Origin of the sequence: Streptomyces sp. NPDC102467, assembly GCF_044765445.1 — a bacterium.
Lineage (GTDB): Bacteria > Actinomycetota > Actinomycetes > Streptomycetales > Streptomycetaceae > Streptomyces.
Genome location: NZ_JBIWKA010000005.1, coordinates 343,831 through 370,272, shown reverse-complemented (window position 1 = coordinate 370,272; position 26,442 = coordinate 343,831). Strand labels below are relative to the sequence as shown.

General features: G+C 72.1%; 22 protein-coding genes and 1 pseudogene. 11 read left to right on the top strand and 12 right to left on the bottom strand.

Annotated features, from left to right (window positions below; translation table 11 throughout):
• Positions 1–120: 120 nt before the first annotated feature.
• Positions 121–2,532, top strand: a complete 2,412-nt coding sequence (locus tag ACIREE_RS12750) for a right-handed parallel beta-helix repeat-containing protein (protein WP_404150497.1) — start codon at positions 121–123, stop codon at positions 2,530–2,532.
• Here ACIREE_RS12750 and ACIREE_RS12745 read toward each other — a convergent pair.
• Positions 2,502–4,883, bottom strand: a complete 2,382-nt coding sequence (locus ACIREE_RS12745; protein ID WP_404150495.1) for a hypothetical protein — start codon at positions 4,881–4,883, stop codon at positions 2,502–2,504. The two genes, ACIREE_RS12750 and ACIREE_RS12745, sit on opposite strands and share 31 nt — an antisense overlap.
• Before the next feature lie 296 nt (positions 4,884–5,179).
• Here ACIREE_RS12745 and ACIREE_RS12740 point away from each other — a divergent pair, with 296 nt between their 5' ends.
• Together ACIREE_RS12740 and ACIREE_RS12735 are read left to right on the top strand one after the other, a co-directional pair.
• Entirely contained in the window at positions 5,180–6,007 is an 828-nt protein-coding gene (locus ACIREE_RS12740; protein WP_404150267.1) for a DeoR/GlpR family DNA-binding transcription regulator, read from the top strand.
• Positions 6,008–6,094: 87 nt separating this feature from the next.
• Entirely contained in the window at positions 6,095–6,583 is a 489-nt protein-coding gene (locus ACIREE_RS12735) for an SRPBCC family protein (RefSeq protein WP_404150265.1), read from the top strand.
• Between the two features lie 65 nt (positions 6,584–6,648).
• Here ACIREE_RS12735 and ACIREE_RS12730 read toward each other — a convergent pair whose 3' ends face one another.
• Positions 6,649–7,761 carry a PLP-dependent cysteine synthase family protein gene (locus ACIREE_RS12730; protein WP_404150494.1) on the bottom strand — a complete coding sequence of 371 codons (1,113 nt, stop codon included), beginning with the start codon at positions 7,759–7,761 and terminating at the stop codon, positions 6,649–6,651.
• A gap of 372 nt (positions 7,762–8,133) precedes the next feature.
• Here ACIREE_RS12730 and ACIREE_RS12725 point away from each other — a divergent pair, with 372 nt between their 5' ends.
• Both ACIREE_RS12725 and ACIREE_RS12720 read left to right on the top strand, forming a co-directional pair.
• Positions 8,134–8,448 (top strand): hypothetical protein, encoded by a 315-nt coding sequence (locus tag ACIREE_RS12725; protein ID WP_363195801.1) that lies wholly within the window; start codon positions 8,134–8,136, stop codon positions 8,446–8,448.
• 207 nt (positions 8,449–8,655) lie between these two features.
• A complete protein-coding gene (locus ACIREE_RS12720; protein WP_404150263.1) occupies positions 8,656–9,165 on the top strand; it encodes an ATP-binding protein in 510 nt (169 codons plus the stop codon).
• A gap of 27 nt (positions 9,166–9,192) precedes the next feature.
• Here ACIREE_RS12720 and ACIREE_RS12715 read toward each other — a convergent pair whose 3' ends face one another.
• Genes ACIREE_RS12715 through ACIREE_RS12705 form a run of 3 tightly spaced genes read right to left on the bottom strand, consistent with a single transcriptional unit; the run spans position 9,193 to position 12,823 of the window.
• Entirely contained in the window at positions 9,193–11,754 is a 2,562-nt protein-coding gene (locus tag ACIREE_RS12715; protein ID WP_404150261.1) for an ABC transporter permease, read from the bottom strand.
• Positions 11,751–12,521: an ABC transporter ATP-binding protein gene (locus ACIREE_RS12710; RefSeq protein WP_404150259.1), complete on the bottom strand. Its 771-nt coding sequence runs from the start codon at positions 12,519–12,521 to the stop codon at positions 11,751–11,753. Before ACIREE_RS12710 ends, ACIREE_RS12715 begins: the two co-directional genes overlap by 4 nt.
• Entirely contained in the window at positions 12,518–12,823 is a 306-nt protein-coding gene (locus tag ACIREE_RS12705; protein ID WP_404150493.1) for an SHOCT domain-containing protein, read from the bottom strand. Before ACIREE_RS12705 ends, ACIREE_RS12710 begins: the two co-directional genes overlap by 4 nt.
• A 214-nt stretch (positions 12,824–13,037) precedes the next feature.
• Here ACIREE_RS12705 and ACIREE_RS12700 point away from each other — a divergent pair, with 214 nt between their 5' ends.
• The 5 genes from ACIREE_RS12700 to ACIREE_RS12680 all read left to right on the top strand — a co-directional run bounded on the left by ACIREE_RS12700 (position 13,038) and on the right by ACIREE_RS12680 (position 17,474).
• Complete coding sequence (locus ACIREE_RS12700; RefSeq protein WP_404150257.1) at positions 13,038–13,655, top strand: TetR/AcrR family transcriptional regulator; 618 nt, start codon at positions 13,038–13,040, stop codon at positions 13,653–13,655.
• A gap of 121 nt (positions 13,656–13,776) precedes the next feature.
• On the top strand, positions 13,777–14,361 hold the full coding sequence (locus ACIREE_RS12695; protein WP_404150255.1) for a DUF4865 family protein: 585 nt from the start codon (positions 13,777–13,779) through the stop codon (positions 14,359–14,361).
• Complete coding sequence (locus tag ACIREE_RS12690; RefSeq protein ID WP_404150253.1) at positions 14,358–15,269, top strand: phosphotriesterase; 912 nt, start codon at positions 14,358–14,360, stop codon at positions 15,267–15,269. The genes ACIREE_RS12695 and ACIREE_RS12690 overlap by 4 nt, the downstream gene beginning before the upstream one ends.
• A 256-nt stretch (positions 15,270–15,525) precedes the next feature.
• The gene (locus tag ACIREE_RS12685) at positions 15,526–16,122 is read left to right on the top strand and encodes a TetR/AcrR family transcriptional regulator (RefSeq protein ID WP_404150251.1); all 597 of its coding nucleotides are present in this window, start codon (positions 15,526–15,528) and stop codon (positions 16,120–16,122) included.
• 164 nt (positions 16,123–16,286) lie between these two features.
• Positions 16,287–17,474, top strand: a complete 1,188-nt coding sequence (locus ACIREE_RS12680) for an MFS transporter (RefSeq protein WP_404150249.1) — start codon at positions 16,287–16,289, stop codon at positions 17,472–17,474.
• A 13-nt stretch (positions 17,475–17,487) separates the two neighbouring features.
• Here ACIREE_RS12680 and ACIREE_RS12675 read toward each other — a convergent pair whose 3' ends face one another.
• The 7 genes and pseudogenes from ACIREE_RS12675 to ACIREE_RS12645 form a co-directional block, all read right to left on the bottom strand.
• Positions 17,488–18,744 carry an ROK family protein gene (locus ACIREE_RS12675; RefSeq protein ID WP_404150247.1) on the bottom strand — a complete coding sequence of 419 codons (1,257 nt, stop codon included), beginning with the start codon at positions 18,742–18,744 and terminating at the stop codon, positions 17,488–17,490.
• 75 nt (positions 18,745–18,819) lie between these two features.
• Positions 18,820–19,506: pseudogene (locus tag ACIREE_RS12670) on the bottom strand (alpha-ketoglutarate-dependent dioxygenase AlkB family protein).
• A gap of 15 nt (positions 19,507–19,521) precedes the next feature.
• Positions 19,522–20,865: an MFS transporter gene (locus ACIREE_RS12665; RefSeq protein WP_404150245.1), complete on the bottom strand. Its 1,344-nt coding sequence runs from the start codon at positions 20,863–20,865 to the stop codon at positions 19,522–19,524.
• A gap of 131 nt (positions 20,866–20,996) precedes the next feature.
• Positions 20,997–22,763 (bottom strand): sulfatase, encoded by a 1,767-nt coding sequence (locus ACIREE_RS12660; protein ID WP_404150243.1) that lies wholly within the window; start codon positions 22,761–22,763, stop codon positions 20,997–20,999.
• On the bottom strand, positions 22,760–23,338 hold the full coding sequence (locus ACIREE_RS12655; protein WP_404150241.1) for a PadR family transcriptional regulator: 579 nt from the start codon (positions 23,336–23,338) through the stop codon (positions 22,760–22,762). Before ACIREE_RS12655 ends, ACIREE_RS12660 begins: the two co-directional genes overlap by 4 nt.
• 162 nt (positions 23,339–23,500) lie before the next feature.
• Complete coding sequence (locus ACIREE_RS12650; RefSeq protein WP_404150239.1) at positions 23,501–24,352, bottom strand: ketose-bisphosphate aldolase; 852 nt, start codon at positions 24,350–24,352, stop codon at positions 23,501–23,503.
• A gap of 40 nt (positions 24,353–24,392) precedes the next feature.
• A complete protein-coding gene (locus ACIREE_RS12645; RefSeq protein ID WP_404150237.1) occupies positions 24,393–25,277 on the bottom strand; it encodes an SIS domain-containing protein in 885 nt (294 codons plus the stop codon).
• Between the two features lie 163 nt (positions 25,278–25,440).
• On the opposite strand from ACIREE_RS12645, the gene ACIREE_RS12640 reads away from it, so the two are divergent.
• The gene (locus tag ACIREE_RS12640; RefSeq protein WP_404150235.1) at positions 25,441–26,220 is read left to right on the top strand and encodes a DeoR/GlpR family DNA-binding transcription regulator; all 780 of its coding nucleotides are present in this window, start codon (positions 25,441–25,443) and stop codon (positions 26,218–26,220) included.
• Positions 26,221–26,442 lie beyond the last annotated feature (222 nt).

The window sequence follows — 26,442 nt, the reverse complement described above, 5'->3', positions numbered from 1 at the left end:
TTCGGCTCCGGTCAACTGCCGTGCTCCGCGCACGCTACGGTGGACTCACCTTTCGCAGGAACAGCACCGGGCAGGGTGTGCACACGACCCGCGTACGACGAGGTGGGGCAGATCAGCGCCATGGCACAGGGCACGGTCCAGGTGACGCACACCGGCACATCGCGGTGGCGGCGCCGCACAGGTGAGTACGCGTCGCTGGCCGCCGCCCTGGAGGCCGCGGGCGACGGGGACGTGCTGACCCTCGCCCCGGGCACGTACCGAGAGAATCTGGTCGTCCAGCGCGCGGTGACCTTGCGCGGCCCCGAGGGCTCCCCCGGTTCGGTGCGCATCGCCCCCGTCGACGGGGTGCCGCTGACCGTGCGGGCCTCGGCGACGGTGCAGGGCCTGCACATCGAGGGGCAGGACACGGCGGCGCCCGCGCTGCTCGTCGAGGAAGGCGCCCCCGAACTCGTCGACATCCGTGTCGTCACCCGCTCCGCGTCCGGTATCGAGGTGCGCGGCGGCGCGCGGCCGACCGTGCGGCGCTGCACCGTCGACAACCCCGCGGGCATCGGCATCGCCGTCCTGGACGGCGGGGGCGGTGTGTTCGAGGAGTGCGAGGTCGTCGCCGCCGGGCAGGCCGGCGTCGCCGTACGCGGCGGCGCGCACCCGCGCCTGGAGCGCTGCCGGGTGCACCACACCTCCGGTTCGGGTCTCTCCGTGACCGGCGAGCACAGCGGCCTGGAGGCCGTGGGCTGCGAGGTGTACGAGGTCAAGGGCTCGGGCGTGCAGATCACCGGGCGGGCCGCGGCGCACCTCACCGACTGCGACGTGCACCGCACGACGTCCGACGGCGTCACGCTCGACACGGACGCGGTGCTCACGCTCGCGGACTGCCGCATCCACGACATCCCGGAGAACGCGATCGACCTGCGGTCCCGGTCCGTGCTCACCCTCACCAGGTCCACGGTGCGCCAGTTCGGGCGCAACGGTCTGTCGGTGTGGGACCCGGGCACGCGCGTGGACGCCAACCAGTGCGAGATCCACGACAGCACGGGCGACTACCCGGCGGTGTGGGTGAGCGACGGCGCCACCGCCGTGCTCGACGCGTGCCGGGTGCACGACGTGCCGGACGCCCTGTTCGTGCTCGACCGCGGCTCGCGCGTCGACGTCGTCGACAGCGACCTGTCCCAAGTGCGCAACACCGCCGTGTCGGTGAGCGACGGCGCGAGCGCGCAGCTGGACGACTGCCGCATCCGCGAGGCCGCGACCGGCGCCTGGTTCCGCGACCACGGCAGCGGCGGCACTCTCGCCAACTGCACGGTGGACGCGGTGCAGACGGGCGTCATCGTCACCAAGGGCGCGGACCCCACGATCGAGCGCTGCACGGTCACGTCCCCCGCGGAAGCGGGCTTCTACGTGTCGGCCGGCGGCCGGGGCAGCTTCACCGGCTGCCGCGTGACCGGCAGCGGCGGGTACGGGTTCCACGTGATCGACGGCTGCCGCACGACCCTGAAGAAGTGCCGTACGGAGCGGTGCTCCCGCGGTGGTTACGAGTTCGCCGAGGACGGCCCGCTCGTGGAGGAGTGCACGAGCGACGAGAGCGGCGGCGTCCGTCCCGGCGGCGCGACGGCCGCTCCCGTACCGGCCGTGCAGACCGCTACCCAGCAGTCGGTCGGACTGCTCAGCGCCGTGCCCGACCAGCGGCCCGCCGCGGCGCCCCCGGAGGCGGCGAAGCCCTCGCGCCCGTCGACGGACGTGCTGGGTGAACTCGACGCCCTGGTGGGCCTGGAGAGCGTCAAGCGGGAGGTGCGGGCGCTCACCGACATGATCGAGGTGGGGCGCAGACGACAGCAGGCCGGCCTCAAGGCGGCCTCCGTGCGGCGGCACCTGGTGTTCACGGGCTCCCCCGGCACCGGCAAGACGACGGTGGCGCGTCTGTACGGCGAGATCCTGGCCGGGCTCGGCGTCCTGGAGCAGGGGCACCTCGTCGAGGTGTCCCGCGTCGACCTGGTCGGCGAGCACATCGGATCGACCGCCATCCGCACCCAGGAAGCCTTTCAGAAGGCCCACGGCGGCGTCCTGTTCATCGACGAGGCGTACGCCCTCTCGCCCGAGGACTCCGGGCGCGACTTCGGCCGTGAGGCGATCGACACACTCGTGAAGCTGATGGAGGACCAGCGGGACTCCGTCGTCGTCATCGTCGCGGGCTACACCGCGGAGATGGAGCGCTTCCTGTCGGTCAACCCCGGTGTGGCGTCCCGTTTCTCACGGACCATCACCTTCTCCGACTACGTCCCCGAGGAGCTGCTGCACATCGTGGAGCAGCAGGCCGACGAGCACGAGTACCGGCTCGCCTCCGGGACGCCGGAAGCACTGCTCAAGTACTTCACGGCGCTCCCGAAGGGCCCGGCGTTCGGCAACGGCCGCACCGCCCGCCAGACGTTCGAGTCGATGGTGGAGCGGCACGCGGGACGGGTCGCCCAGGTCGCCGAGCCGAGCACGGACGACCTGACGCTCCTCTACCCGGACGATCTGCCCGAGCTGCCCTGAGGCGCGGCCCGAGGCTCCTGCGGCTCGCCCTCGGGCCGCGGCTGCGGGACGCCCGGCTTGAGGCGGGCCAGCAGGTGCTCCCGTTCCTGTGCGAAGACCGGGTCGGCCTGGTAGTCGCCGTGGCCCAGGATCGGTGCGGGCAGCGGGTGTCGCTCGGTGCGGCCGTAGGCGAGCGGGTCGAGCAGCGCGGGGTGGTCGACCTGGGGGCCGCATTCGCCGGACAGGTTGATCGGCCCGCCGATGGGATCGGTCTTGCGGTACAGATTGCGCCAGCAGTCGACCTGCCGGTGCAAAGACGACAGGGCGGCGGGTCCGAAGTGCGCCGGGAACCATCGCCCGTAGAGGCGCTCGAGCGGTGACCCGTAGGTGAGCAGTCCGACGCGCTTCCGTACGGAAGGGTGCAGTTGCCAGGCGGCCGCGGCGGCGAGGACGCTGCCCTGCGAGTGGCCGGACAGGACCAGGCGGCCGCCCGTGGCTCGGGTCCACGTGGCCATGCGCCAGGTCAGGTCGGGGACGGCGCGCTCGGCGTAGCAAGGGGGCGCGAAGGGGTGCGCGGCACGCGGCCAGAAGGTGCCCACGTCCCACAGGATGCCGATGGTGCGTCGCGCGGAGGGGTCCTTGTAGGCACGCCGCCCCCAGGTGACGAACAGTATGAAGCCGACGCCGATCAGCCAGGATCCGAGCGCCTGCGCGGTGTCCGCCGCGCCCTCGACGACGGAGTAGGTTCCCTCGGCCGCGTCCCCCGGGACCTCTGCGGTGGACCAGGCGCCGGCCACGGCGAGGACGCCGAGCAGCAGCGTCACCGCGGAGACGACGCCGATCATCAGGGGCGCCTGGTCGGTGAGGGCGGCCCGCGCGCGCGTGCTCGCGATGCGGTCCGTGCGGGCCTCGTCCGAGGGCTCACTGCTCTCGTCGGCACGCGCGTCGAGGTGGTAGTCGAGCGGGACCTGGGCCGTCTCGCGCTTCTTGACGCGTGCGGTGCGCAGGGCGAGTGCGGCGCACAGGACGGCGAGGACGACCAGCAGTGGTGGGATCACGGACGCCTGCCAGGAGAGCAGGACCGGCGGGCCCTTGATGAGGCCGCTGGTGCCGTCGAGCCAGTCGGCGACGCGCTGCGCTATGCCGCCGGTCATCACCCCGCCGAGGGCGCAGGCGAGCATCGCGGTGGCGGGTCCGCCGAGGCCGCGCAGGGCGGTACGGCGGTCGGGGGCCCTGCGGTAGATGACCTTCGCGACGACGGCGAGGGCGACCACCAGGGCGCCTTCGACGAGGGCGATGCCGCCGAACGTCGCGTCGCCCGGCAGCCGCCCCGACGAGCGCCACTCGGGGCGGGACCAGCCCGCGTACACCATGCTCAGCGCGAGCAGGGCGAGTGCGCCGTACGGCAGGGCGCGGACGAGGGCGCGGTCCAGGTGGACGTCCACCGTGTTCTCGCTGCGGCCGCGGCGGACGACGACGCCGATGACGGCGAGTGCCCCCGCGAGCAGGGATCCGACGAAGACCCATCCCAGGACGTCGAGGGGCGCGGAGCCGCCGGGTGCCCGGTCGTGACGGGCGGCGGAGGTACCGACGGCCGCGGCGACGGTGAGCAGGCCCGCCGCGGTGTGCGCGGCGCGCAGCCGGGCGACCAGGCGGCGCCCGTACCAGAAGCCGGGCTTGCCGAGGGCGGTGCTCCCGTCACCGTCGTCCGGCTCCGGCTGGTGCGGCAGCGGGACCTGGGACTCGTAGGCGCCCCACGTGCGGTGCGAGAGATACCAGAGCAGGGCCGTCAGGGCGGCGGGCACGAGGGCGGCGAGGGCGAGGCGGCGGCCGGGCTGGCTCCACCAGCCGCCGGCGCCGTGCGCGTCCACGGAGAGGAAGCCGAGCCACGCCCGCTGTCCACCGCACGCCGGGGTGCCCGCGCACTGCCACGCCGTCAGGTCGAGCGCGACCTCGCAGGCCGCCGCGACGAAGAGGACGGTGAGGGTGAGGCCGGTCAGACGGACGAGCAGGCCGTAGAGGCGCACGGCGCCGGACCTGCGGCGGGCGTTGGGGCGCATCCAGTGGGCGAGGTTGACGACCATGAAGGGAAGCAGCAGCAGCCACAGGGCCCGTGATCCGTTGCCCGAGGTGAGGTTGCACCACACGTACGCCTCGGGCACCGGTTTGCCGCGGTAGTCCTCCGGCCGACTCTCCGCGTCGACGTCCTCGACCCGGCGGAAGACCGCAGCCGTCTCGTCACCCGACACCCGGATCGTGCGCGGGGCGTCGAGCATCTCCTGGGGCGTGGTGCCCCCGACTCCGTGGACAAGCAGTTCCAGGGCGGTCTCTTCGGCCGCCGATGTCTCGTGCTTCTCGTCGTTCACGTGCATCTCGTGCTCGCCGTCGTTCACGTGCATCTCGTGCTTGCCGTGCTTGCCGTGCTTGTTGCTGGTCTCGTGGTTCTCACGCGCCATGATGTGGTGTCCCCCGTTCCTGACCACTACCAGAATCCCGGCTCAGGGCTCGCGTGCGTACCCTCCGTCACGGAATCTCCCCGATCGTTGTGACACCGATGTGCTGGTCGCACCCGCGCGGGCGGTGGGACGGCTGTCGGTGGCGCATGCGAGGATGACGCGGCAGAGCAGATGTGTGGCAGGCGTGACCGGGCGAAAGGATCCGACGGGACGTGAGCGAGAATCAGAACCTCCTCGCAGAGCAGCGCCGCGCCCTGATTCTCGACGAGGTCCGCCGTCGCGGCGGCGTCCGGGTCAACGAACTGACCAGGAAGCTCGGCGTGTCCGACATGACGGTCCGCCGCGACCTCGACGCGCTGGCCCGCCAGGGAGTCCTGGAGAAAGTGCACGGCGGCGCCGTCCCGGTCGTCGAGGCGAGCACGCACGAGCCGGGCTTCGAGGCGAAGTCGGGCCTGGAGCTGACCGCCAAGGAGGACATCGCGCGCGCCGCGGCGACACTGGCCGCGCCCGGCTCGGCGATCGCCCTGTCCGGGGGGACGACGACGTACGCGCTGGCGCAGCAGCTGCTCGATGTGCCGGACCTGACGGTGGTCACCAACTCGGTGCGGGTGGCCGATGTGTTCCACGCGGCGCAGCGCAGCTCGGGCACCCGGCAGGGCGCGGCGACCGTGGTCTTGACCGGTGGCGTACGCACGCCGTCCGACTCACTGGTGGGGCCCGTCGCCGACCAGGCCATCGCGGCGCTCCACTTCGACGTGCTGTTCCTCGGGGTGCACGGCATACACCCGGAGGCCGGTCTCTCCACGCCGAACCTGGCGGAGGCGGAGACGAACCGGCGGCTCGTGCAGTCCGCGCGGCGTGTGGTGGTCGTGGCCGACCACACCAAGTGGGGGACGGTGGGCCTGAGTTCGTTCGCCTCCCTCGATCAGGTGGACACCTTGGTGACCGACCCGGGGCTGCCCGTCGAGGCGCGCGCCGAGGTCTCCGAGCATGTGCGGCTCGTCGTCGCCGGCGAGCCCGATGCCGGTACAGACATCTGACGGGCCGCCAGCTATGGTGACAGTGCTCGGTCAACCGGCTTGATCCGCTTGCCCGTTGGGGCGTTCCTCTTGGGGGGCGACACGTTCATGGCACGCCGTCTTCTGCCCGTCGGCCTCGACTTCGTCGAGACCGCTCCACTCCGGCTGGTGTTCGCCCGCGAGGTGTCGGCCTCCCCCGATGCCGTGTACCGGGCGCTCGCCGAGGACGTCGCCGGATGGCCGCAGTGGTTCTCGGCGGTGACGCTGGCGCGGCCGCTGGACGGCGGGGCGCGGCGGGAGATCCGGCTCAAGGGCGGAACGCGGTTCCTGGAGACGATCGTCGCCGCCGAGCCCGGCGCGGTGTACGCGTACCGCGTCGACCAGACCAACACCCCCGGAATCCGGGCCCTGTTGGAGGAGTGGCGGATCGTGGCCGTGCCCGGTGGCACACGGGTGCAGTGGACTTTCGCGGCGGACGGTGTCGCGCCGTTCCGGGCGGGGCTGAAGGTGGGGCGGGCCGGGCTCGGGCGGGCTTTCCGGGACGCGGTGCGCACGCTTGACCGACGGCTGACTTCGGCTCCCCGCGCCGAAAGTTGAGGGCACCGGTCAGTCCCGGCCCCCGCACCGCCCCCGGCCTCCGCCCCCCCGTCTCCGGAGAGGCCTCAGGTGGCGGGCCCCGAAGCAGGCCACGCCCCCGTCACAAGCAACTGCTCGATCGTCTTCGTGTACGGGTCGATGTTCAGACCCTGCCGCTCCAGCCACTCGTCCGAGTAGTACTTGTCGAGGTACCGGTCGCCCGGATCGCACAGCAGCGTGACCACACTGCCCTTGCGGCCCTGCGCCACCATCTCCGCGACGATCTTGAGCGCGCTCCACAGGCCGGTGCCCGTGGACCCGCCGGCCTTGCGGCCGATGGCCCGCTCCAGAGCGCGCACGGCCGCGATGCTCGCCGCGTCGGGGACCTTCATCATGCGGTCGATGGCGCCGGGCACGAAGCTCGGCTCCATCCGGGGGCGGCCGATGCCCTCGATGCGGGAGCCGCAGTCGCTGGTGGCGTCGGGGTTGTCCGTCGTCCAGCCCTCGAAGAAGCACGAGTTCTCGGGGTCGGCGACGCAGACGCGGGTGTCGTGCTGCATGTAGTGCACATAGCGGGCGAGCGTCGCCGAGGTGCCGCCGGTGCCGGCCGTCGCCACGATCCAGGCCGGACAGGGATAGCGCTCCATCTCCATCTGCCGGTAGATCGACTCGGCGATGTTGTTGTTGCCGCGCCAGTCCGTCGCCCGCTCCGCGTACGTGAACTGGTCCATGTAGTGCCCGCCGGTGCGCGTGGCGAGGGCCGCCGACTCCTCGTACATGGTCCTGGAGTCGTCGACGAAGTGGCACCGGCCGCCGTGGAACTCGATCAGTCGGCACTTCTCGGCGCTCGTCGTACGCGGCATCACCGCGATGAAGGGCACGCCGATCAGCTTGGCGAAGTACGCCTCCGAGACGGCCGTCGAGCCGCTCGACGCCTCGATGACCGGGCGGCCCGGCCGGATCCAGCCGTTGCACAGCCCGTAGAGGAAGAGGGAGCGTGCGAGGCGGTGCTTGAGGCTGCCGGTGGGGTGCGTCGACTCGTCCTTGAGGTAGAGGTCGATGCCCCAGGGCTCGGGGAGCGGGAAGCGCAGCAGATGGGTGTCCGCCGACCGGTTGCCATCGGCCTGGACCTTTCGGACGGCCTCTTTGAGCCACGTTCGGTACGCGGAATCCGTGTGGTCGATATCGAGCGTCGGCATCGGCTCGCCGGCCGTGCCGTCGCCCGTGGGACGGCCCTGCTGCGTCGTGCTCACCGCGCGGCTCCTTCGTGTCGTTCCGGGCGTCGGCCCGGGCGGGACCTCGCGAAAAGGCGTGCCGAGCGAACCGGTGCGGATCCGGTCGGAAATGACCGGACGGCTCGATCATAGACACCTTCCGCACGCTTCTCACCTGCATAAACACACCTTTGAGCGGCTCAAAGGCTAGCCTGGCGGAGTGAGCGGCCATCCGGGCGAGGGGGCGCATATTCCGGATGCGCCTGCTGCTTCACAGCACGTCCACATGCGTACTGGTGCTCCTGGCCAGGCGCGTGCAGACTGCACCGCAGAAGGCACTCGAGGGGGCGAAACGGCATGGCGGAGCCGGAGTTCACGGCGACGGGCGTACGGATCGGGCGGCGGCTGCGCTCGCTGACCCGGGCCGGGCAGATCCGGATCACGGGCGGCAGGCTCGAACTGCTCACGAGCTACGGCAGCGAGATCGACAGCGCCCCTCTGCGTGAAGTCCGTGCGGGCAAACCGTGGTTCGGCTCCGACGACCGGGCCACCGCGGAGGTCGACGGCAGGCGGTATCTGCTGCGCCTCGGCGGTCAGAGCGCGGACGCCGGGCCGCCGACGGCCCGCCGGTTCATCGAGGCCGTCCGCAGCGCCGCGGCGCGCACCACCTGACGCCCGCAGCACCGGGGACCAGCCGTTGAAGTTGCACGCCCGCATCCCCTGGGCCACTCTGGTCACACATCACTACTCAGGGTGCACCGGCGATGACGCTGCGAACCAGCCCGCCGGACAAAAGTAGCGGGCGGTCCTGTAACAGCACGATCGCTTCGCTCGATCCGTTCTCGTCTTCTTCCGGACCTCATTCGGGGAGTCGCAGCCGTGATCAGCCAGCCGAGCAGGCATTGCACGGTGGAGCTCCAGGCCCTGCCGTCGCGGATCGGACAGGTCCGCAGGATCGTTTCAGCGCAGCTGCGCTACTGGCATCTCGATCCGTTGATAGAGCTTGCGGCACTCGGTGTCACCGAGCTGCTGACGAACGTCCACCGGCACGCCGAGCCGGACAAGAGGTGCACCGTCGAGATCGAGCTGCGCAGGGACCTGCTCACGCTTTCGGTGTACGACCACGATCCACGGCTTCCCGTGGTGCGTGACGCGGATTCGTTCTCGACCTGCGGCCGGGGCCTCGCGATGGTCGCCGCGGTCAGCGAGAGCTGGGGCGTGCGCCCGCACGGCGACGGCGGCAAGGTCGTCTGGTTCACCCTGCCCGCCCCGCCGCCCGCGGTGGCCGCGCCGCACCCGGTGTACGCGACGGCGGCCGCCCTCATCGCCGACGCGCCCGAGCGCCTCGTGTCGGAACCTGCTCCCGCCCGGTCGGCCGTCGCAGGCTGACCGGGCGGTGACGACCTCGCCCGCGCGTCACTCGGTGGCGATCGCGCGCAGCACGTCCAGGCGGGCCGCCCTGCTCGCCGGCCGCAGCCCGGCCAGGGCGCCGGCCACCAGTCCGACCAGGGCCACGACGAGCAGTCGTACGGGCGGCAGCGCGAACGCGAAGGCGCTGTCGCTCGCCCCGTCGGATGCCTCGACCAGGACCCAGCCGAGGAATCCGCCGAGCACGAGTCCGCCGGCCGTGCCGAACGCGGCGACCAGCACCGACTCCCAGCGGACCATGGCGCGCAGCTGGGCGCGGGTCTGGCCGACGGCGCGGAGCAGACCCAACTCCCGGGTGCGTTCGTGCACGGCGAGGGTGAGCGTGTTGGCGATGCCGAGCAGCGCGATGAGTACGGCCAGGGCGAGCAGCGCGTAGACGAGGGTGAGCATCATGTCGATGCCGCTCGCCGAGGACCGCGCGTACGCGTCGCGGGTCTGCACCTCCGGATTCCCGTAGGCCGACGCGACCTTCTCGACGGCGGCGGTGCCGTCCGCGGTGCTGACGCCGTCCTTGAAGGTGACCGAGACCAGGGTGTCCGCGTCCTGGGTGCGGTGCGGTGCCCAGGCCGCGCGGGTGATGACGTAGTCTCCGGCGAGATCGGAGCGGGCGTAGACGGCGCGGACGGTGAAGGCTTCCCTCTTGCCGTCGGTGAAGGTGAGCCGGGCCGTGTCGCCGACCTTGAGGTGCTGCTTGTCGGCCTCGGCGCGGGTGAGGGCGAGTCCGTTCGGGCCGAGGTCGTCCATCAAGCCCTGGACCGTGCCCAGGTCGAAGGCCTTGGCGAGGGCGGCCGGGTCGGTGACGGTCAGGGCGCGGCCCTTCCCGTCGACGTCGGCGACGCCTTTGCCGAGTCCGACGGCCGTGGCGACCTCGGGACGCTCGGCGACGGCCGGGGCGAGCCGGGGGCTGAGGCCGCTGCCGCCCGCGCCGAACGACGGGGCGGAGACGGCGACATCGCCTGCGAAGGACCGGTCGACCGTCTCGTTCATGGTCGCCTTGAGGGAGGCGCCGAAGACCGTGAACAGGGAGACCACGGCGACGCCGATCATCAGCGCGCCGGCCGTGGCGGCGGTCCGCTTCGGGCTGCGCAGTGCGTTGCGGCGGGCCAGGCCGCCGGTGACGCCGCGGAGCTTGTCGAGCGGGCTGCCGAGGACGCTTACGGCGACGGTGGAGGTGACCGGGCCGAGCACGACGAACGAGGCGAGGACCAGGACGGCACCCGTTCCGGCCAACACGATGGACGGCGAGGCGAGTACGCCGACGAGCGTGAGGGCGAGGGCGGCCGCCCCGAGCACGCTGCCGATGAGGGCACGGCGACGCGAGGCGCCCGAGTCGTCGACGGCCGTCTCCCGCAGCGCGGCCAGCGGTGCGGTGCGTCCCGCGCGCAGGGCGGGCAGCAGGGCCGAGCCGAGGCAGACGACGATACCGACGGCCGTCGGCAGCAGCATGGACACGGCACTGATCACCAACTCCCCCTCAGGGAAGGGGAATCCGATGACGGGGAACAGTGCCTGGAGTCCGGCCGCGATGCCGATGCCGCCCGCGAGACCCGCGGCCGAGGCGAGCACGGCGACGACGCCCGCCTCGACGAGTGTCGAGGCGGTGACCTGTCGCCGGGAGGCGCCCAGCACCCTCAACAGGGCGTTCTCTCGGCCGCGTTGGGCCACCACGATCGCGAAGGTGTTGTGGATGGAGAAGGTCGCGACGAGCAGCGCGATGCCGGAGAAGACGAGGAGGAAGGTGGTGAAGAGGTTCAGGAACTGGCCGGAGATCATGTCGGTGTTCTCCCGCGCGGCCTCCTGCCCGGTGATGGCCTCGACACCCGCGGGGAGGTGAGCCGTCAGCCTGTCGGCGAGCTCCCGCTGACTCACGCCGGGGCCCGCGCGGACCTGGATGGAGGCCGCCTCGCCCGGCCTCGCCGTGAGGTACTTCTCGGCGTCGGCGCGGGTCATGCCGGTGAAGGTGACCTGGGCCATGCCGTCCTCGCCCCCGAACGTGGCCAGGCCGACGATCGTGACCCGCACCGGATCCGGCGTCCGCAGAACCGTCGTGTCGCCGATCTTCAGGTCGCCCTTCTCGGCTGCGCCGCGGTTGACGACGACCTCGCCCGGCGCACGCGGGGCGCGGCCTTCGGCCACCCGGTACGCGTTGAGCTCCGGGTCGTCGATCCAGTTGCCGGCGAGCGTGGGCGGGCCCTGGCCACCGATGGGTTTCCCGTCGGCGCCGACGAGTTGACCGGCGCCCTGGATGTTCGGCGCCGCGGCCGCGATCCCGGGCACCTCGGCGAGAGCGGCCGCGAGGGCGGCGTCGACCGGGCGGCGGGCGCCCTGGCTCTCGCCGGGCGTGGTGATGACGCCGGTGCTGCGGACGACGGCGTCGGTGCCACTGCCGGCGCCCGCGAACATCGAGTCGAAGCTCGCGCGGAGCGTGTCGCCCATGACGAGGGTGCCCGCGAGGAACGCGACGCCGAGCAGGACGGCGGTGAACGTACCGGCGAAGCGCCTTTTGTGGGCGGACAGGGACGTGCGGCTGAGCCGGACGACAGCGTTCATGACGGACCTCCCGCGCGGGGTGGGGTGCGGTCGAAGGCCTTCATCCGGTCGAGGACCTTGTCGGCGGTCGGGCCTTCCATGCGGTCGACGAGGCGGCCGTCGGCGAGAAAGACGACCTCGTCGGCGTGGGCGGCGGCGACCGGATCGTGCGTGACCATCACGACCGTGCGGGCCGTCCGGCGCACGGCGTCGCCGAGCAGCCCGAGGACCTCGCCGCCGGAGCGCGAGTCGAGGTTGCCGGTGGGTTCGTCGGCGAAGACGACGTCGGGCCGGTTCGCGAACGCCCGCGCCACGGCCACGCGTTGCTGCTGTCCGCCGGAGAGTTCCGCGGGCCGGTGACGGAGCCGGTCGCGCAGCCCGACGGTGTCGATGAGCGCGTCGAGCCACTCGGCGTCGGGCCGGGCGCCCGCGAGGTCCGCCGGCAGCGTGATGTTCTCCGCGACGGTCAGGGTGGGCACGAGGTTGAACGCCTGGAAGACGAAGCCGACGCGGTCGCGGCGCAGCAGTGTCAGGCGCCGGTCGTCCAGCGCGCTCAGCGCGGTGTCGCCGAGGTACGCGGAGCCCTCGGTCAGGGTGTCGAGTCCGGCCGCGCAGTGCATCAGCGTGGATTTGCCGGAGCCGGAGGGGCCCATGATCGCGGTGAACCGTCCCGCGCGGAAGTCGACACTCACGCCGTCGAGGGCACGGACGGCGGTGTCGCCCGACCCGTACACCTTGACGGCGTTCTCGACGCGCGCCGCGGTGCCGGTGAGCGTCGCGGTGGTCATGCCGCACCGCCCTTGGCCGACGCGGTGCCGGTGGCGTAGTGCCCGAACTCCTCGTTCAGGACGGTCAGTCGGCGCCAGTACTCGTCCTCGTCGATCTCACCGGCGGCGAACCGGCGGCCGAGCACGGCGATCGGCGCGTGCTCATCGACGCGCGGAAGGGGCCGCCACGGTCCGCGCCGGCCGCGCCCGGCGGTGCGGCGCAGCAGGGTGACGACGCCGATCGCGACGGCCGCCCAGATCAGCGGGAAGAAAAGGATCCACGGGCCGGGGCCGTCGCCGCCGAAGTGCGCGAGGGTCTGCATCTGACTCATCTCCCGATGGGGTCGCGGTGCTGCGTGTGATGAGTAGAGCGTCGCGCCGGCAGGGGGTCTCCGTCGTCGTACGGCCAGCGGCACCACGCGTACCACCACGGGAGTACGAGGAGGGGTGCGGCCCTGCTCCCGGCCTGCTCCGGCCTGCTCCCGGCCGCTCATGCCCCCTGCCCTTCGATCACCCTTGCCTTCTGTAACTACTAGTATGTACGGTGAGGTCATGAGCACTCAGGAGCGACTGATCTACACCACGCGGGAGCTCCTGTGGGAGCGCGGTTACGTCGGCACCAGCCCGAAGGCGATCCTGCAGCGCGCGGGCGTCGGGCAGGGCAGCATGTACCACCACTTCACCGGCAAGCAGGACCTCGCGCTCGCCGCGATCCGGCGCACCGGCGAGGAGTTGCGGGCCACGGTCGACGGGCTGCTCGCCACCGGCAACACCGCGTACGAGCGGGTCGAGGCGTATCTGCTGCGGGAGCGCGACGTACTGCGCGGCTGCCCCGTCGGCCGGCTCACGATGGACCCGGACGTGATCGCCAGCGACGCGTTGCGCGCGCCGGTCGACGAGACCATCGCCTACGTCAAGGACCGGCTCGCCGATGTGGTCCAAGAGGGCGTGGACAAGGGCGAGTTCGGGACACATCTGGTCCCGCGCGACATCGCGGCGACGATCGTCGCGACGGTACAGGGCGGCTACGTCCTGGCGCGCGCCTCGGGTGACACGGACGCCTTCGACGCGGGCGCTCGCGGCCTGCTCGCGCTCCTCGCCCCCTCACCCGCCCCCTCTCCCGTTTCCTCTCCCCGCACCGCCTCCGTTCCTTAGACCGTCTGCCGGGGCGCGCACGTCGGTGACGACGAGGCGTGTCCGGCACCGTGAGCGTCGGCGACGACGAGGCGTACCCGGCGCTCCGGGGCGGACCGGCACTTCGAGGAGGGGCTCGACCATGCACGCGATGCAGTACGAGATCAGGTTCCCGGCCGACTACGACATGGGCATCATCCGTGAGCGGGTGGCGACCCGGCACAGGTTCACCGACACGTTCGCGGGGCTCGGCGTCAAGGCGTACCTGATGCGCGAGAAGGGCGTCGCCGGCTCGCCGGTGAACGCGTACGCGCCGCTGTATCTGTGGCGTACCCAGGAGGGGATGCATACGTTCCTGTGGGGCCCGGCGTTCCAGGGCCTCGCGGCCGACTTCGGGCGCCCCACGGTCCAGCACTGGGCGGGCACGGCCTACGAGGAGGGGACCGCGGCCTCAAGTGCCGCGCGGACAGCGGTGCGACGACGTACTGCGATCGAAGAGGGCACCGAACTCCCGGAGCTGATGGCGCAGTCCGTACATGAGGTCGGGCAACTCGCCACGTCGGACGGTGCGTTGTTCGCTGCGTCCGCCGTTGATCCGCGTACCTGGGAGCTGCTGACCTTCTCCGTCTGGGACCACGAATCCCCCAAGGCGCCCGGTGACATCTACCATGTACTGCACCTCTCGCAGCCCGAGCGAGAACTGCTGCCGCGCGGGAGGCACTGGTGAGCGGGGTCGTTCGTACCGTCCAAGGAGACGTGCATCCCGGTGAGTTGGGGGTGGTCGACGCCCATGACCACCTCTTTTTCCGCAGCCCACTGCTGCCCGGGCAGGAGCTGGACGACGTCGGCCTCGCACGGCAGGAGCTGGCGGCGTTCGCGGCCGTCGGCGGCGGGACCGTCGTGCAGTGGACTCCGTACGGGCTCGGGCGGCGGGCCGAGGAGCTGCCCGCGCTCGCGGCGGCGTGCGGGGTGCATGTCGTGGCCGCGACCGGCATGCACCAATCGGCGCACTACGCACCGGAGTTGCTCGCCTCCCGCGCGACCGATCTCGCCGAGGTCTTCGTGCGCGAGCTCACCGTGGGCATCGCGGGCAGTGGTGTCCGGGCCGGTCTGATCAAGGTCGCCGGCGGGTTCCACGCGCTGGACGCGCATGCGCGGTGGACGATGCGGGCCGCGGCCGAGGCACATCACGCCACCGGGGCCCCGATCGCCGTCCACCACGAGCTGGGCACGGCCGTGCTCGACGTACTGGACCTGCTGTGCGGGGAGTTGGGGGTGCCCGCGCGACGCGTGATCCTCGGGCATCTCAACCGCTCGCCCGACTTCGTGACGCACCAGGAGGCGGCACGGTCGGGGGCGTACCTCGCCTTCGACGGCCCCTCGCGGGCGAACCACGCGACGGACTGGCGCATGCCGGACGCGATGGCGGCCCTCGCCGACGCCGGGTACGCGGACCGGCTGCTGCTCGGCGGCGACACGACGACCGCCGGGGCACGGTCGGTGAGCGGCGGGCCGGGCATGCCCCACCTGTTGCGTCGCGTCCGGCCGCGACTGGTGGAGGCCCTGGGCAAGGACACGGTGGAGCGCCTGCTCGTGGGCAATCCCGCGGAGGCGTTCGCGGTGGAGTGGGCCTGACGGCACGGTCGGCGGGGTGCGCGCTGCGGCACGGTCGGCGGGGTGCGCGCTGCGGCACGGTCGGCGGGGTGCGCGCTGCGGCACGGTCGGCGGGGTGCGCGCTGCGGCGCGGTCGGCGGGGTGCGCGCCGAACAGCCCCAAGCAGCTCGACCCCCGCCGAGGCATGACACCGCCGGTACGGCACCGCGGATATTGCCCCACAGGCGTCACCCCGCAGGTATTGCACCGCTCGATCCAAAACTAGTACGGTCTTCCCATGGCCCGACCGAGAATGTTCGACGAGGAGCGGGCCCTGGACGCGGCGATGCACGCCTTCTGGGAGAACGGCTACGAGGCCACCTCCACGCAGGACCTGTGCACCGCCACCGGCCTGGGCCGCAGCAGCATCTACAACACGTTCGCCAGCAAGCACGAGCTGTTCACGCGCTCGCTGGCCCGCTACATCGAGAGCATGGGCGCGAGTCAGGTGACCCTTCTGGAGAACGTGGAGCGGGCGCCGCTCGACCGCATCCGTGACCTGTTCGCGGTGATCATCGACATCGAGATCGGGACCCGCAGGGACGGACGCAGCCGCGGCTGCCTCACGGTGAACACGACCGTGGAGCTCGCCGGCCGCGACCAAGAGACGACCGGCCTGCTCCAGCGGGATCTGGACAGCCGGCTCGCCGCCATGGAAGTCGCGATCACGGCCGGGCAGCGGGACGGCACCATCACGTCCCGCCGCTCCCCCGGCGACCTCGCGCGCTTCCTCAACTCCGTGATCGGCGGGATGCGCGTCTCCGGCCAGGTCGGCGCCGACCGGGCCGCACTGGAGTCCACGGCCCGGATCGCCCTGGACGCACTCACCGACTGACCCCGCCTCCCCGTACGGAACACCCCCGGGCGCCGACACCCGGCGCCCCGCCTCGATCACGCATGCCCGAATTTTGTACCGACCTATCCAAAACGGCCTGTCCAAACTGTGTCCACACCCCTGTCCACATCCCCTGTCTCAAACAAGGCTCCCTGGAGGGCCCCATGCCACGTGCCGTCTACGTCCTCGCTTTCGGCGTTTTCGCGATGGTGACCAGTGAGTTCGTCGTCGCGGGCCTGATGCCGCAGATGGCGCACGGGCTCCACGCGACGATTCCGCAGATCGGCTATCTCATCACCGCGTTCGCCGCGGCGATGGCGTTCGGCGGCCCGTTCCTCACCGTTGCCCTGCTCAAGGTCCCGCAGAAGCGGGCGCTGGCGATCCTGTTCGCCGTGTTCCTCGCCGGCAACGTGCTGGCAGCGACCGCGTCGACGTACGCCGTGATGCTGGTCGCGCGCCTCGTGACCGGCGTCGCCTCACAGGCCTTCTTCGGTGTGGCCCTGTCGCTGTGCGCCCAGCTGACCCGGCCCGAGGTGCGGGGCCGCGCGGTGTCCGTGGCGCTCAACGGGCTGATGCTGGGCACCCTGCTGGGGCTGCCCCTGGCCACATACATCGGTGACCGGCTCGGCTGGCGGGCCGCGTTCTGGGTCGTCTCCGCGCTGGCGGTGCTCGCCGCTGCGGCGACGCTCGCCGGGGTGCCGAACCTGCCCGGAGGCACCGGCTCAGGTCAACTGCGCACCGAATTCCGGGTGTTCAGGTCCGCGCGGCTGTGGCTGACCCTGTCCACCAGCACGTTGGTGATCGGCGCGACGTTCGCCGCGTTCAGTTACCTCAATCCGATCCTCACGGGGATCTCCGGGTTCGGGGCGGGCACCGTGCCGCTGCTGCTCGTGGCGTACGGGGCGGCGACCGTCGTCGGCAACATGGTCGTCGGACGGCTCGCGGACCGGCACACCCTCACCGTGCTGCTCGTCGGCCTGGCCCTCAACTCCCTCTTCCTGCTGGGCTTCGCGCTGTTCGCCCAGCTGAGCGCCGCGGCCGTGCTGTGCATGCTCGGCATCGGGCTGGTCGGCGTCACCATGAACCCGGCGATGGCGGTACGGGTGCAGCGCAGGGCGAACGCGGGCGCGCTCGTCACTTCCGTGCACACGTCGTTCATCACGCTCGGCATCATCGTGGCGACCTCGGTGGGCGGCGTGGCCATCGACGCGTACGGGCTGCGGGCACCGCTCTGGCTCGGCCTTGCGCTGGCGGTCGCGGGCATCGCCACCCTCGTACCGGATCTGCTGGAGCGTGGAAAGAACACGGTCACGGTGTCCGAGGAGCCCGAGCCCGTCGCCGTACGGGTCTGACAGCAGAGGCGGGTCAGGCCTCGGCGAGTGCGGCCAGGGGGTCGTCGAGCACGGGCTGCCAGGCCAACTCGGCGGCTCCCACCAGGCTGTTGTGGTCGAGCGTGCACGCCAGGATGGGGACGCCGCCGCTGCGTCCCCACAGGCTGCGATCGGCCACGACCGCGCGCAGCCGCTCCGGGGCGGCGTCGAGGAGCGTGCGGTGCAGTCCGCCGAGGATGATCCGGTCCGGGTTGAGAATGTTGACCAGGCCCGCGAGGCCTAGTCCGAGCCGGTCGACGAGCGTCTCCACGGCCCGGCGCACACCGAGGTCGTCCGGGGCCTCGCGCAGCAGCCCGTGGGCCTGTTCGAGGAGCGAGCCGTCGGGGTCCGGGGTGCGGCCCGCCGCGGTGAGGAAGGCCAGCGGGTCGGCCTCCACGTCCAGACAGCCGCGGCTGCCGCAGTGGCAGGGCCGGCCCTCGGGGTTGACGGTGAGGTGCCCGACCTCCAGGGCGAGTCCCGAACTGCCCGTGTGCAGACGGCCGTCGAGGACCAGGGCGCCGCCGACACCGCGGTGCCCGGTGGCGACGCACAGCAGGTCGCGGGCGCCGCGTCCGGCCCCGTGCCGGTGCTCGGCGAGCGCGGCGAGGTTCACGTCGTTCGCGGTGAAGGCCGGGATGCCGAGGGCCGCCTCGCGCACGCAGTCGGCGAAGATCTGCCGCACCTTGGACCCGGCGGGCCAGGCCAGGTGCAGCGGGTTGAGGGCGGTGCCCTCGGGTTCCGCGACGGCGGACGGCACGGCGAGGCCCGCGCCGACGCAGCGCCGCCCGCTGGTCTCCAGGAGCCGGATGCCCGCCTCGACGACGGAGCGCAGCACGTCCGCCGGATCGGGGTCGATGATCTCGCAGCCGGGGGTGGTGGCGACGATACGGCCGCCGAGTCCGACGAGGGCCGCGCGGTAGCCGTCGGCGTGCACCTGCGCGGCCAGCACCACAGGGCCGTCCTCGGCGACCGACAGGCGGTGCGAGGGGCGGCCCTGCGAACCGGCCGCGGCGCTCGGCCTGGCGTCGATCCGGATGAGGCCGAGCGCTTCGAGTTCGGCGGCGACGGCGCCCGCCGTGGCGCGGGTCACGCCGAGTTCGGCGGTGAGGACGGCGCGGGTCGGTGCCCGCCCGGTGTGGACGAGTTCGAGCGCGGGACCGAGTGCGCCGCGGCCCCGCTCCAGGCGTGGCGCCCGCGCGGCCCCGTCGCCCGCCGTAGGGCCCCCGTCCCCGGAGGCCGCCCTGCCGCCCATCAGTAACTCCTCGCCCTGATCACGGTCAGGAATGGTATCCGGTGAATGCCGCTCGCCCGGTCGATGAACGCCGTCTCACAGACCGCTGACCCGCAGCGTGATGTTGAGTCGTCCTTCGAGGCCCAGTTCCGGCGGCGCCGTGCCGCCCAGGGTGCGCGGCACTCCGTGATACGCGAACCGGGACGGCCCGCCGAACACGAAGAGGTCCCCGCTGTGCAGCTCCACGTCGGTGTACGGCTTCGTCCGGGTCTCGGTGTTCCCGAACCGGAAGACTCAGGTGTCGCCGAGGCTGAGCGACACCACGGGCGCCGCCGATTTCTCGTCGCGGTCCTTGTGCAGACCCATGTGGGCGTCCGCGTCGTAGTAGTTGATCAGCGCGATGTCGTACGCCTCCCGAGGACCCTGTCCGCCGTACGCCGTCGGCCGTGCCTGCTCACCGTACGCGGCAGCCACCGCGCACCGGCCGAGATCGGCCAGTTCCTGCGGCATCGCCTTCACCTGCTGCCCGTCCCCGTCGACGGCGGTGCGCGCGTACCCGTACGGGAACCAGTGCCAGCCGAGTCCGAACTGCCGCACCGTCATCCGGCCGCCGCCTGGCAGCCGTACCTCGCGCAGCCCCGCGGGTCCCCTCGCCCACTCCCGGCAGGACGCGACGAGCGCGCGCTGGCGCGCCGGGTCGAGCCAGTCCGGGACGTGGACGGCTCCGGGGGCGATCTCCTCGGGTTCACGGGGAAAGAGTGCGGGTCCGCTCATGCCCTCCATCCTGCGCCCTGGTCGTCAGCCCCGCGCGGCGCCCTCCCGCCGCAGGTCCAACTCTCGTTGCACGCGGGCCACATCGGCGCCGAACGTGTGGTGCAGCGTGGTGAGGAAGAGCCCGTTGACGATCATCAGGATCACCAGGACCCAGAGGAAGACGGGCCGCAGGCCGATCCGGTCGCCGAGGAGGCCCGCGCCGAGGCCGAAGACCGCCCAGGCGATCGCCTCGAAGATGTTGAGGTAGATCGCGAAGGCCGCGGCGCGCAGTTCCGGCGGCACGACGGCCATCACCATCGGCCGGTTCACCGGCGGATTCGCCCCCTGGGCCAGCCCCATCAGGCCGAAGAACACGGCGAACGGGACGATGGAGCCGTAGCCGATCTGCGTACCGAGGAACGCCACCACGGCGAACGCGAACTGGGCCCCTTGAAGGAGGGCGACCAGTCCGTGGCGTGGGCTGCGGCGCACGGCGCGGTCGGCCGCCCAGCCGCCGACGACCGTGCCCGCGAAGTAGCCAAGGCCCTGCGGCAGCAGCACCACGGAGGCCGTCTCCGTGCGGAAGCCGTAGACGTCCACGAGGTACACGATGCCGAACGTCGAGATCAGCAGATGCCCGGAGAGGAGGCGGGAGACCAGGAGGAGGGCGAGGCTGCGGATGCGCAGCAGGGCGACCGCTCGCGCCCAGGTGAGCGGAGCGCGCTCGCGTGCGGCGGGGTCGAGGTCGGCGAGCTGGCGTTCGGCCGCCCCGTGTCCCGGGTCACGCAGCCTGCGCCACAGGGCGAGGCCGAGCAGTACGTTGAAGGCGCCGATGCCCCAGAGCCCCCAGCGCCAGCCGTCGTCGACGCGGGCGAGCTGGCCGGTGAGCGGGGCGAGCACCGCCGCGGCGAGGGCGACGGCCCCGTACACGGCTCCGACGGCGCGACCGCGCGAGGCTCCGCCGAACAGGTCGCCGATGATCTCGTTGATGAGCGGGTGGGCGGCGGCGTATCCGGCGGCGAGGATCGTGTAGAGGACGAGGAGCTGACCGAAGGTCTGGGCGAACCCGGCGGCGATGCCCCACACACCCCACAGTCCGGTGGCGACCACGAGGACGGACGTGCGGGAGAAGCGCTGCGCGGCCATCACCCACAGCGGCCCGGTGACCACGCCGACGATCTTGCTCGCGGCGGTGAGGGTGCCCAGCGCGCCCAGGGAGACCCCGAGGGAGTCGCGGATCAGCGGGAACAATCCGGCGACCAGGCTCGACTCGGTGCTGTCGACGAGCAGCGTGCCGCCGAGCAGCGACATCTGCCCCCGGCGGCCGGGCGCCGGGGCTGTGCGGGGGCCCTTGGTCGTGCCGGCGGAACCCTCGATAAGCTCGGGCATCGCGCCACCTCTTTTCTGCGTGTGAGACGTCGGGGACGGGGCGGGTGCTCGAGCCGGTGACGGGGTGGCCGCCCTGTCACCGGCTTTTTTCTACGTTGGTCTTTTTCTACGTTGGTCTTTTTCTACGCTGATCAGAGCTCGGCGAGTTCCTGTGCGACCCGGTGGAGGCCGGGCGGCGGGATGAGCCCTCCGGCCATCGCGGCGACGTCCAACAGGGGTGTCGGGCCGAGGAGTTGAAGAAGTTCGGAGTCGACGACGCCGGGCAGATGGCGGCGGAGCACTTCGACGGCCGCGGGGTCGCGGATGAGGGCCGCGATCGGGGTGCGCAGCGAGTAGCGGCCCTCCGGGTAGTCCTCGGGGCGTGGCAGCGGGAGCGCCGCCTGTTCGGCGCGTTCGCGCTGGGCCCTGACGAGGAGGTGCTTCTCGGTGACGGGGCCTTCGGCGGGCAGCCCGAGCCGCTCGTACTGGCTCGGCGGGGCCTCGTTCGCCCGCATCAGCTCGACCAGGAGCCCTGCCATGCGCAGCTCCACGGCGTCGTCGACGAGCGGGCTGCACTGCTCGGGGTCGGCCGTCACGTCGTAGAGCAGCGTGCCGTGTGGGTAGGGGTTGAAGAAGGAGCGTCCCGGCATGCGCAGGGTGCGGACGCCCTTGGTGAAGCCGAACGGTTCGGCCAGTTCGAGGTCCGCGAGCTCGGCGGGGGTGAAGCGGCCACGCATGTGCGTGGGCATCAACGTGTGCTCTTCGAGCGGGGAGTTGGCGGCGGAGTGCGGGGCCCGCATGTACACGTACCGTCCGTCGGTCACGTTGACGTGGCCGCCGTGCATGCCGAACAGGCCCACTTCGCGTACGGGGGTGTCGTCGGCGACCGGCAGGGGCGCGCCCTGCATGTCGGCGGGGATGTCGACGCCGAAGAAGTCGAGGAGGGTCGGTGCCACGTCGATGGTCTGCACGAGGGAGGAGCGGCGCTCCCCGGCCGTCTCGTGCCGGGGGTCACGGACGAACAGCGGCAGATGGACCAGTTCGTTGAACCAGGGCTGGACGCTCTTGCCCCACCAGCCCTTCTCGCCGAGCAGCAGGCCGTGGTCGGTGTTGACGATGAGCAACGTGTCGTCCCACAGGCCGAGTTCGTCCATCGTGTCGAGCACCCGGCCCAGCGAGTGGTCGCACATGGACAGCAGCGCGCCGTACTCGTAGCGCGCGTGCGCCACTTGGTCGTCCGTCTCCACGACCCGCTTGTAGTCGGGCCAGTCGAAGTGGGGTCCGTCGTAGGCGTGCGGGTACAGGTCTTTGTACCTCTGGTGGCTGAAGAACGGCTCGTGCGGGTCGAACGTCTCGATCTGCACGAACCACTGGTCGGCCTCCGCGTTCGTGCGCAGGAACTCCAGGCCGGCGTCGAAGGTGAGGGTCTGCGGGTGGCGGTCCTCGGTCGCCATGTGCGCACGGTTCACCAGGTCCTGCCGGTAGACGCCGCCGAAACGCACCTTCTTGAGGTCCGCCGGCATCGGCGGGTCGGCGACCTGCCCCTTCCAGGGGTCGCCCTCCTGCCCGCGGAAGAACTCCCAGGTGGTGTAACGGCCGTGGTAGGTGGCGCCGCCGTCCTCCCAGTAGTGCGGGTGGTCGCTGACGAGGTGGGTGTGGACGCCGTTCTGTTTGAGGAGTTCGGGCAGGGAGTCGTCGAAGGGTTCGAGCGGGCCCCAGCTGCGGTGCAGGAAGTTGTGGCGCCCGGTGTGCAGTTCGCGTCGCGCGGGCATGCAGGGCATCGATCCGGCGTACGCGTTGTCGTAGGTGACGGCGCGCTCGGCGAGGCGGGCGAAGTTCGGCGCGTGGGTCCAGTCGCCTCCGTAGGGCGGCAGCATGCGCCGGTTGAGGCTGTCGAACATGACCATGATGGCCTTCATCGTGAACTTCCTTTCTCGCGGCGGTCGTTGAGCAGAGCGAGCATCCCTTCCAGCCACTCCACCCAGCGGTCGACGGAGGCGGCGCCGTACGCGTGCATCTCGTCGCCGACGCGCTGGGCGAACTCCTGGTCGAGCTCGGGCAGCGCGTCCTCGAACCGGAGCGTGCGGTCGCGGTGGCGGTTCTCCGCGATCTGGGCCCGGCGGTAGGCGAGTTCGGTCTCCACGAGGCGGATCGCCGCCGCCGCGTCGAGGGACGCGGCGAACTGGAACCGGGCCATGAAGTCGACGTCCTGGAAGCGGCTGGGCGGCTCGTACGGGGAGTGCACCCACTCCAGAAGGACGTCGCGGCCCAGCGGCGTGAGCCGGTAGACCTTCGCGTCGGGCCTCCCTTCCCGCGGATCGACCTCGTACGTCACCCAGCCGTCGGCGACCATGCGGGCGAGCAGCCGGTAGATCTGGCTGTGGTGGGCCCGCGAACGGACGAACTGACCCTCCGTCTCGACCCATTTACGCAGGTCGTAACCGCTTCTCGGGCGGTACGACAGCAGAGCGAGCAGCACGTGCTCAAACCTCATGACGCCATCACTCTCTATGTGCACAGTCACCTATGTGCAGAGATTCATATCGGAGACCGCGCGGGGGCGTCAACGGTTCCGACAGCGGCTTGGCACGGCGTTCACAAACGCGTGTGTGCCCGGCAGTTCCACTGCCGGGCACACACCAGAGGGGAGGCGGGTTCAGCCGCGCAGCACCGTGATCAGGTCACTCACGGTGGTGGACATGGCCTCGCGCCCGACCGTCAGATACTTGCGGGAGTCGACCGCGTCGGGGTGCGCCGCGAGGAACTCCCTGATGGCGGCGGTCATCGCGATGTTCAGGGCCGTGCCGACGTTGACCTTGGCGATGCCGCCCCGCACGGCCGCCGCCAGCTCGGCGTCGGGCACCCCGGAGGAGCCGTGCAGCACCAGCGGCACGTCGAGGCCCTCGGCGAGCCGCTTGAGGAGGTCGTGGTCGAGGGCGGCGGTGCGGGTGGTCATGGCGTGCGAGGAGCCGACCGCGACGGCGAGGGCGTCCACGCCCGCGTCGGAGACGAACGCGCGGGCCTCGCCGGGGTCGGTGCGGGCGCCGGGCGCGTGCGCGTCGAGCGGCGCGGCCCCGTCCTTGCCGCCGACCTCGCCCAGCTCGGCCTCCACCCACAGTCCGTGGGCGTGGCCCCAGTCGGCCGCGGCGCGGGTGGTGCCGAGGTTCACGTCGTAGGAGAGGCGTGCGGCGTCGTACATCACCGAGCTGAACCCGGCGTCGACGGCCTGCCGCAGCAGTTCGTCGCTCTGTACGTGGTCGAGGTGGAGGGCGACGTCGACGTGGGCCGCTTCGGCCACGGCGGCCGCGGCGCGGGCCAGCGGCAGGAGCCGGCCGTAGCGGTAGCGGACGGCGTTCTCGGAGATCTGCAGGATGACGGGCGCGTCCACGGCCTCGGCACCCGCGACGACGGCCTCGATGTGTTCGAGCGTGATGACGTTGAAGGCGGCGACGGCGCCGCGCCGGGCCGCGGCCGCGCCGACGAGCGTCCCTGTTGCTGCAAGGGGCACTGCCCCTCCTTTCACGTGGTCAAGTGGCCGGTGGGAGCGGTCAGTCGGCGCTGAGGATCACCGAGCGCGTGAGGTGGCGGGGCTGGTCGGGGTCGAGGCCCTGGCGTGCGGCGACCGCCACGGCGAGGCGCTGGGCCCGGACGAGCTCGGCCAGCGGGTCGAGCCGGCCCTCGACCCAGAGGGCGCCGGTCGCGGCGACCTGCTCGGCCAGGCCCTCGGGCGCCTCGCCGAGCATCCAGGTGGCCGTGCCCGCGGTGGTGACGCTGATCGGGCCGTGGCGGTACTCCATCGCCGGGTACGCCTCGGTCCACGACAGGGACGCCTCGCGCATCTTCAGCGCGGCCTCGTTGGCCAGGCCGACGGTCCAGCCGCGGCCGAGGAAGCTGAACTGGCCGCACTCCACGAGCCCTTCGGGCAGCGGCTCGGCGAGGGCGGTGCGCGCGTCGGTGACGGCCTGCTCGGTGTGCAGGCCCAGGTGGGCGCGGAGCAGGGTGAGCGCGGTGGTGGCGAAACGGGTCTGCACCACGGACTGCTCGTCGGCGAAGTCGAGGACCACGAGGTCGTCGGCGGCCGTCTTGATGGGCGTGTTCGGGTCGCCGGTGATGGCGGTCGTGCGGACCGTGCCCTTGAGGGCGGCCAGCAGGTCGAGGACCTCGGTGGTGGTGCCGGACCGGGTCAGCGCGATCACCCGGTCGTAGCTCCGCCCGGCCGGGAACTCCGACGCCGCGAAGGCGTCGGTCTCGCCCTGCCCCGCCTGCTCGCGCAGCGCGGCCGCGGCCTGCGCCATGAACCAGGAGGTGCCGCAGCCGACGATCGCGACCCGCTCCCCCGCCGCGGGCAGGGCCGCCTTGTGCGTGAGGGCCAGCTCCGCGGCCCGCGTCCAGCACTCCGGCTGGCTGTTCAGCTCGTTCTCGACATGACTCATGCCGTACCCACTCCCCAGAGGACGTGCGGGCGCAAGCGCGCCACGCGATGCTTGTTATTGCAAGATATAGCGAGTTTTCAAGCACTATCAAGCATTCGCGCGCAAACGGTTAAGGTCTGTCCCACCGAGTCCGACCGAGCCGATCGATGATTGGAGGCCGCGGATGTCCCGCGACGCCCGCTGGAAGTCCCTCCTGGAACTGCTCGTCGAGCGCGGCCGCCTGGATGTGGAGGTGGCGGCGACCGAACTGGGCGTCTCCGCCGCAACGATCCGGCGCGACTTCGACCAGCTCGCGGAGCAGCAGATGCTGGTGCGCACCCGCGGCGGCGCCGTCGTGCACGGCGTCAGCTACGAGCTCCCGCTGCGCTACAAGACCGCGCTCGGCGCCGCCGAGAAGCAGCGCATCGCCAAGGCCGTCGCCGAACTCCTCACGCCCGGCGAGGCGGTGGGCCTCACCGGCGGTACCACGACGACGGAGGTCGCGCGGGCGCTCGCCGTCCGACCCGATCTCGCCTCGGGCACCCCCGCCCTCACCATCGTCACGAACGCCCTGAACATCGCCAACGAGCTGGCGGTGCGCCCCCAGTTCAAGATCGTGCTGACCGGCGGTGTCGCGCGTCCCCAGTCCTACGAGTTGATCGGACCGCTCGCCGACGGCGTGCTCGGCCAGGTCACGCTGGACACGGCGGTGCTCGGCGTCGTCGGCCTCGACGTCACGCACGGCGCCTCCGCGCACGACGAGGCGGAGGCAGCGATCAACCGGCTGCTGTGCGAGCGGGCGGAGCGCGTGGTGGTCGCGGCGGACTCCAGCAAGCTGGGCCACCGGGCTTTCGCGCGGATCTGCGACGTGGCACAGGTGGACATCCTGGTCACGGACACCGCGGCCGACAAGGAGACGCTCGGCCGGTTCGAGGAGGCGGGCATCCAGGTCGTCGCGGTCTGAGAGCCCTTTTCCGAACGGGCCCAACCGGACCCGACCGGACGCCACCGGACACGACCGGACCCGACCGGACGCCACCGGACGCCACCGGACGCCACCGGAGCATGCGAAAGGCGCGGGGGGGGGCCCCCCCCCCCCCCCCCGGGGCCGGGGGGGGGGGGCGGGGGCCCCCCCCCCCCCCGCCCCCCCGTGCGAACCCCCACCACCCCGCGAACCAGACATTTT

Coding starts and splice junctions, on each gene's coding strand:
- ACIREE_RS12750 (WP_404150497.1), top strand. CDS start 121: ATGGCACAGGGCACGGTCCAGGTGACGCACACCGGCACATCGCGGTGG.
- ACIREE_RS12745 (WP_404150495.1), bottom strand. CDS start 4,883: ATGCACGTGAACGACGAGAAGCACGAGACATCGGCGGCCGAAGAGACC.
- ACIREE_RS12735 (WP_404150265.1), top strand. CDS start 6,095: ATGGCACGCCGTCTTCTGCCCGTCGGCCTCGACTTCGTCGAGACCGCT.
- ACIREE_RS12730 (WP_404150494.1), bottom strand. CDS start 7,761: ATGCCGACGCTCGATATCGACCACACGGATTCCGCGTACCGAACGTGG.
- ACIREE_RS12725 (WP_363195801.1), top strand. CDS start 8,134: ATGGCGGAGCCGGAGTTCACGGCGACGGGCGTACGGATCGGGCGGCGG.
- ACIREE_RS12715 (WP_404150261.1), bottom strand. CDS start 11,754: ATGAACGCTGTCGTCCGGCTCAGCCGCACGTCCCTGTCCGCCCACAAA.
- ACIREE_RS12710 (WP_404150259.1), bottom strand. CDS start 12,521: ATGACCACCGCGACGCTCACCGGCACCGCGGCGCGCGTCGAGAACGCC.
- ACIREE_RS12705 (WP_404150493.1), bottom strand. CDS start 12,823: ATGCAGACCCTCGCGCACTTCGGCGGCGACGGCCCCGGCCCGTGGATC.
- ACIREE_RS12700 (WP_404150257.1), top strand. CDS start 13,038: ATGTACGGTGAGGTCATGAGCACTCAGGAGCGACTGATCTACACCACG.
- ACIREE_RS12695 (WP_404150255.1), top strand. CDS start 13,777: ATGCACGCGATGCAGTACGAGATCAGGTTCCCGGCCGACTACGACATG.
- ACIREE_RS12685 (WP_404150251.1), top strand. CDS start 15,526: ATGGCCCGACCGAGAATGTTCGACGAGGAGCGGGCCCTGGACGCGGCG.
- ACIREE_RS12680 (WP_404150249.1), top strand. CDS start 16,287: ATGCCACGTGCCGTCTACGTCCTCGCTTTCGGCGTTTTCGCGATGGTG.
- ACIREE_RS12675 (WP_404150247.1), bottom strand. CDS start 18,744: ATGGGCGGCAGGGCGGCCTCCGGGGACGGGGGCCCTACGGCGGGCGAC.
- ACIREE_RS12665 (WP_404150245.1), bottom strand. CDS start 20,865: ATGCCCGAGCTTATCGAGGGTTCCGCCGGCACGACCAAGGGCCCCCGC.
- ACIREE_RS12660 (WP_404150243.1), bottom strand. CDS start 22,763: ATGAAGGCCATCATGGTCATGTTCGACAGCCTCAACCGGCGCATGCTG.
- ACIREE_RS12655 (WP_404150241.1), bottom strand. CDS start 23,338: ATGAGGTTTGAGCACGTGCTGCTCGCTCTGCTGTCGTACCGCCCGAGA.
- ACIREE_RS12645 (WP_404150237.1), bottom strand. CDS start 25,277: ATGAGTCATGTCGAGAACGAGCTGAACAGCCAGCCGGAGTGCTGGACG.
- ACIREE_RS12640 (WP_404150235.1), top strand. CDS start 25,441: ATGTCCCGCGACGCCCGCTGGAAGTCCCTCCTGGAACTGCTCGTCGAG.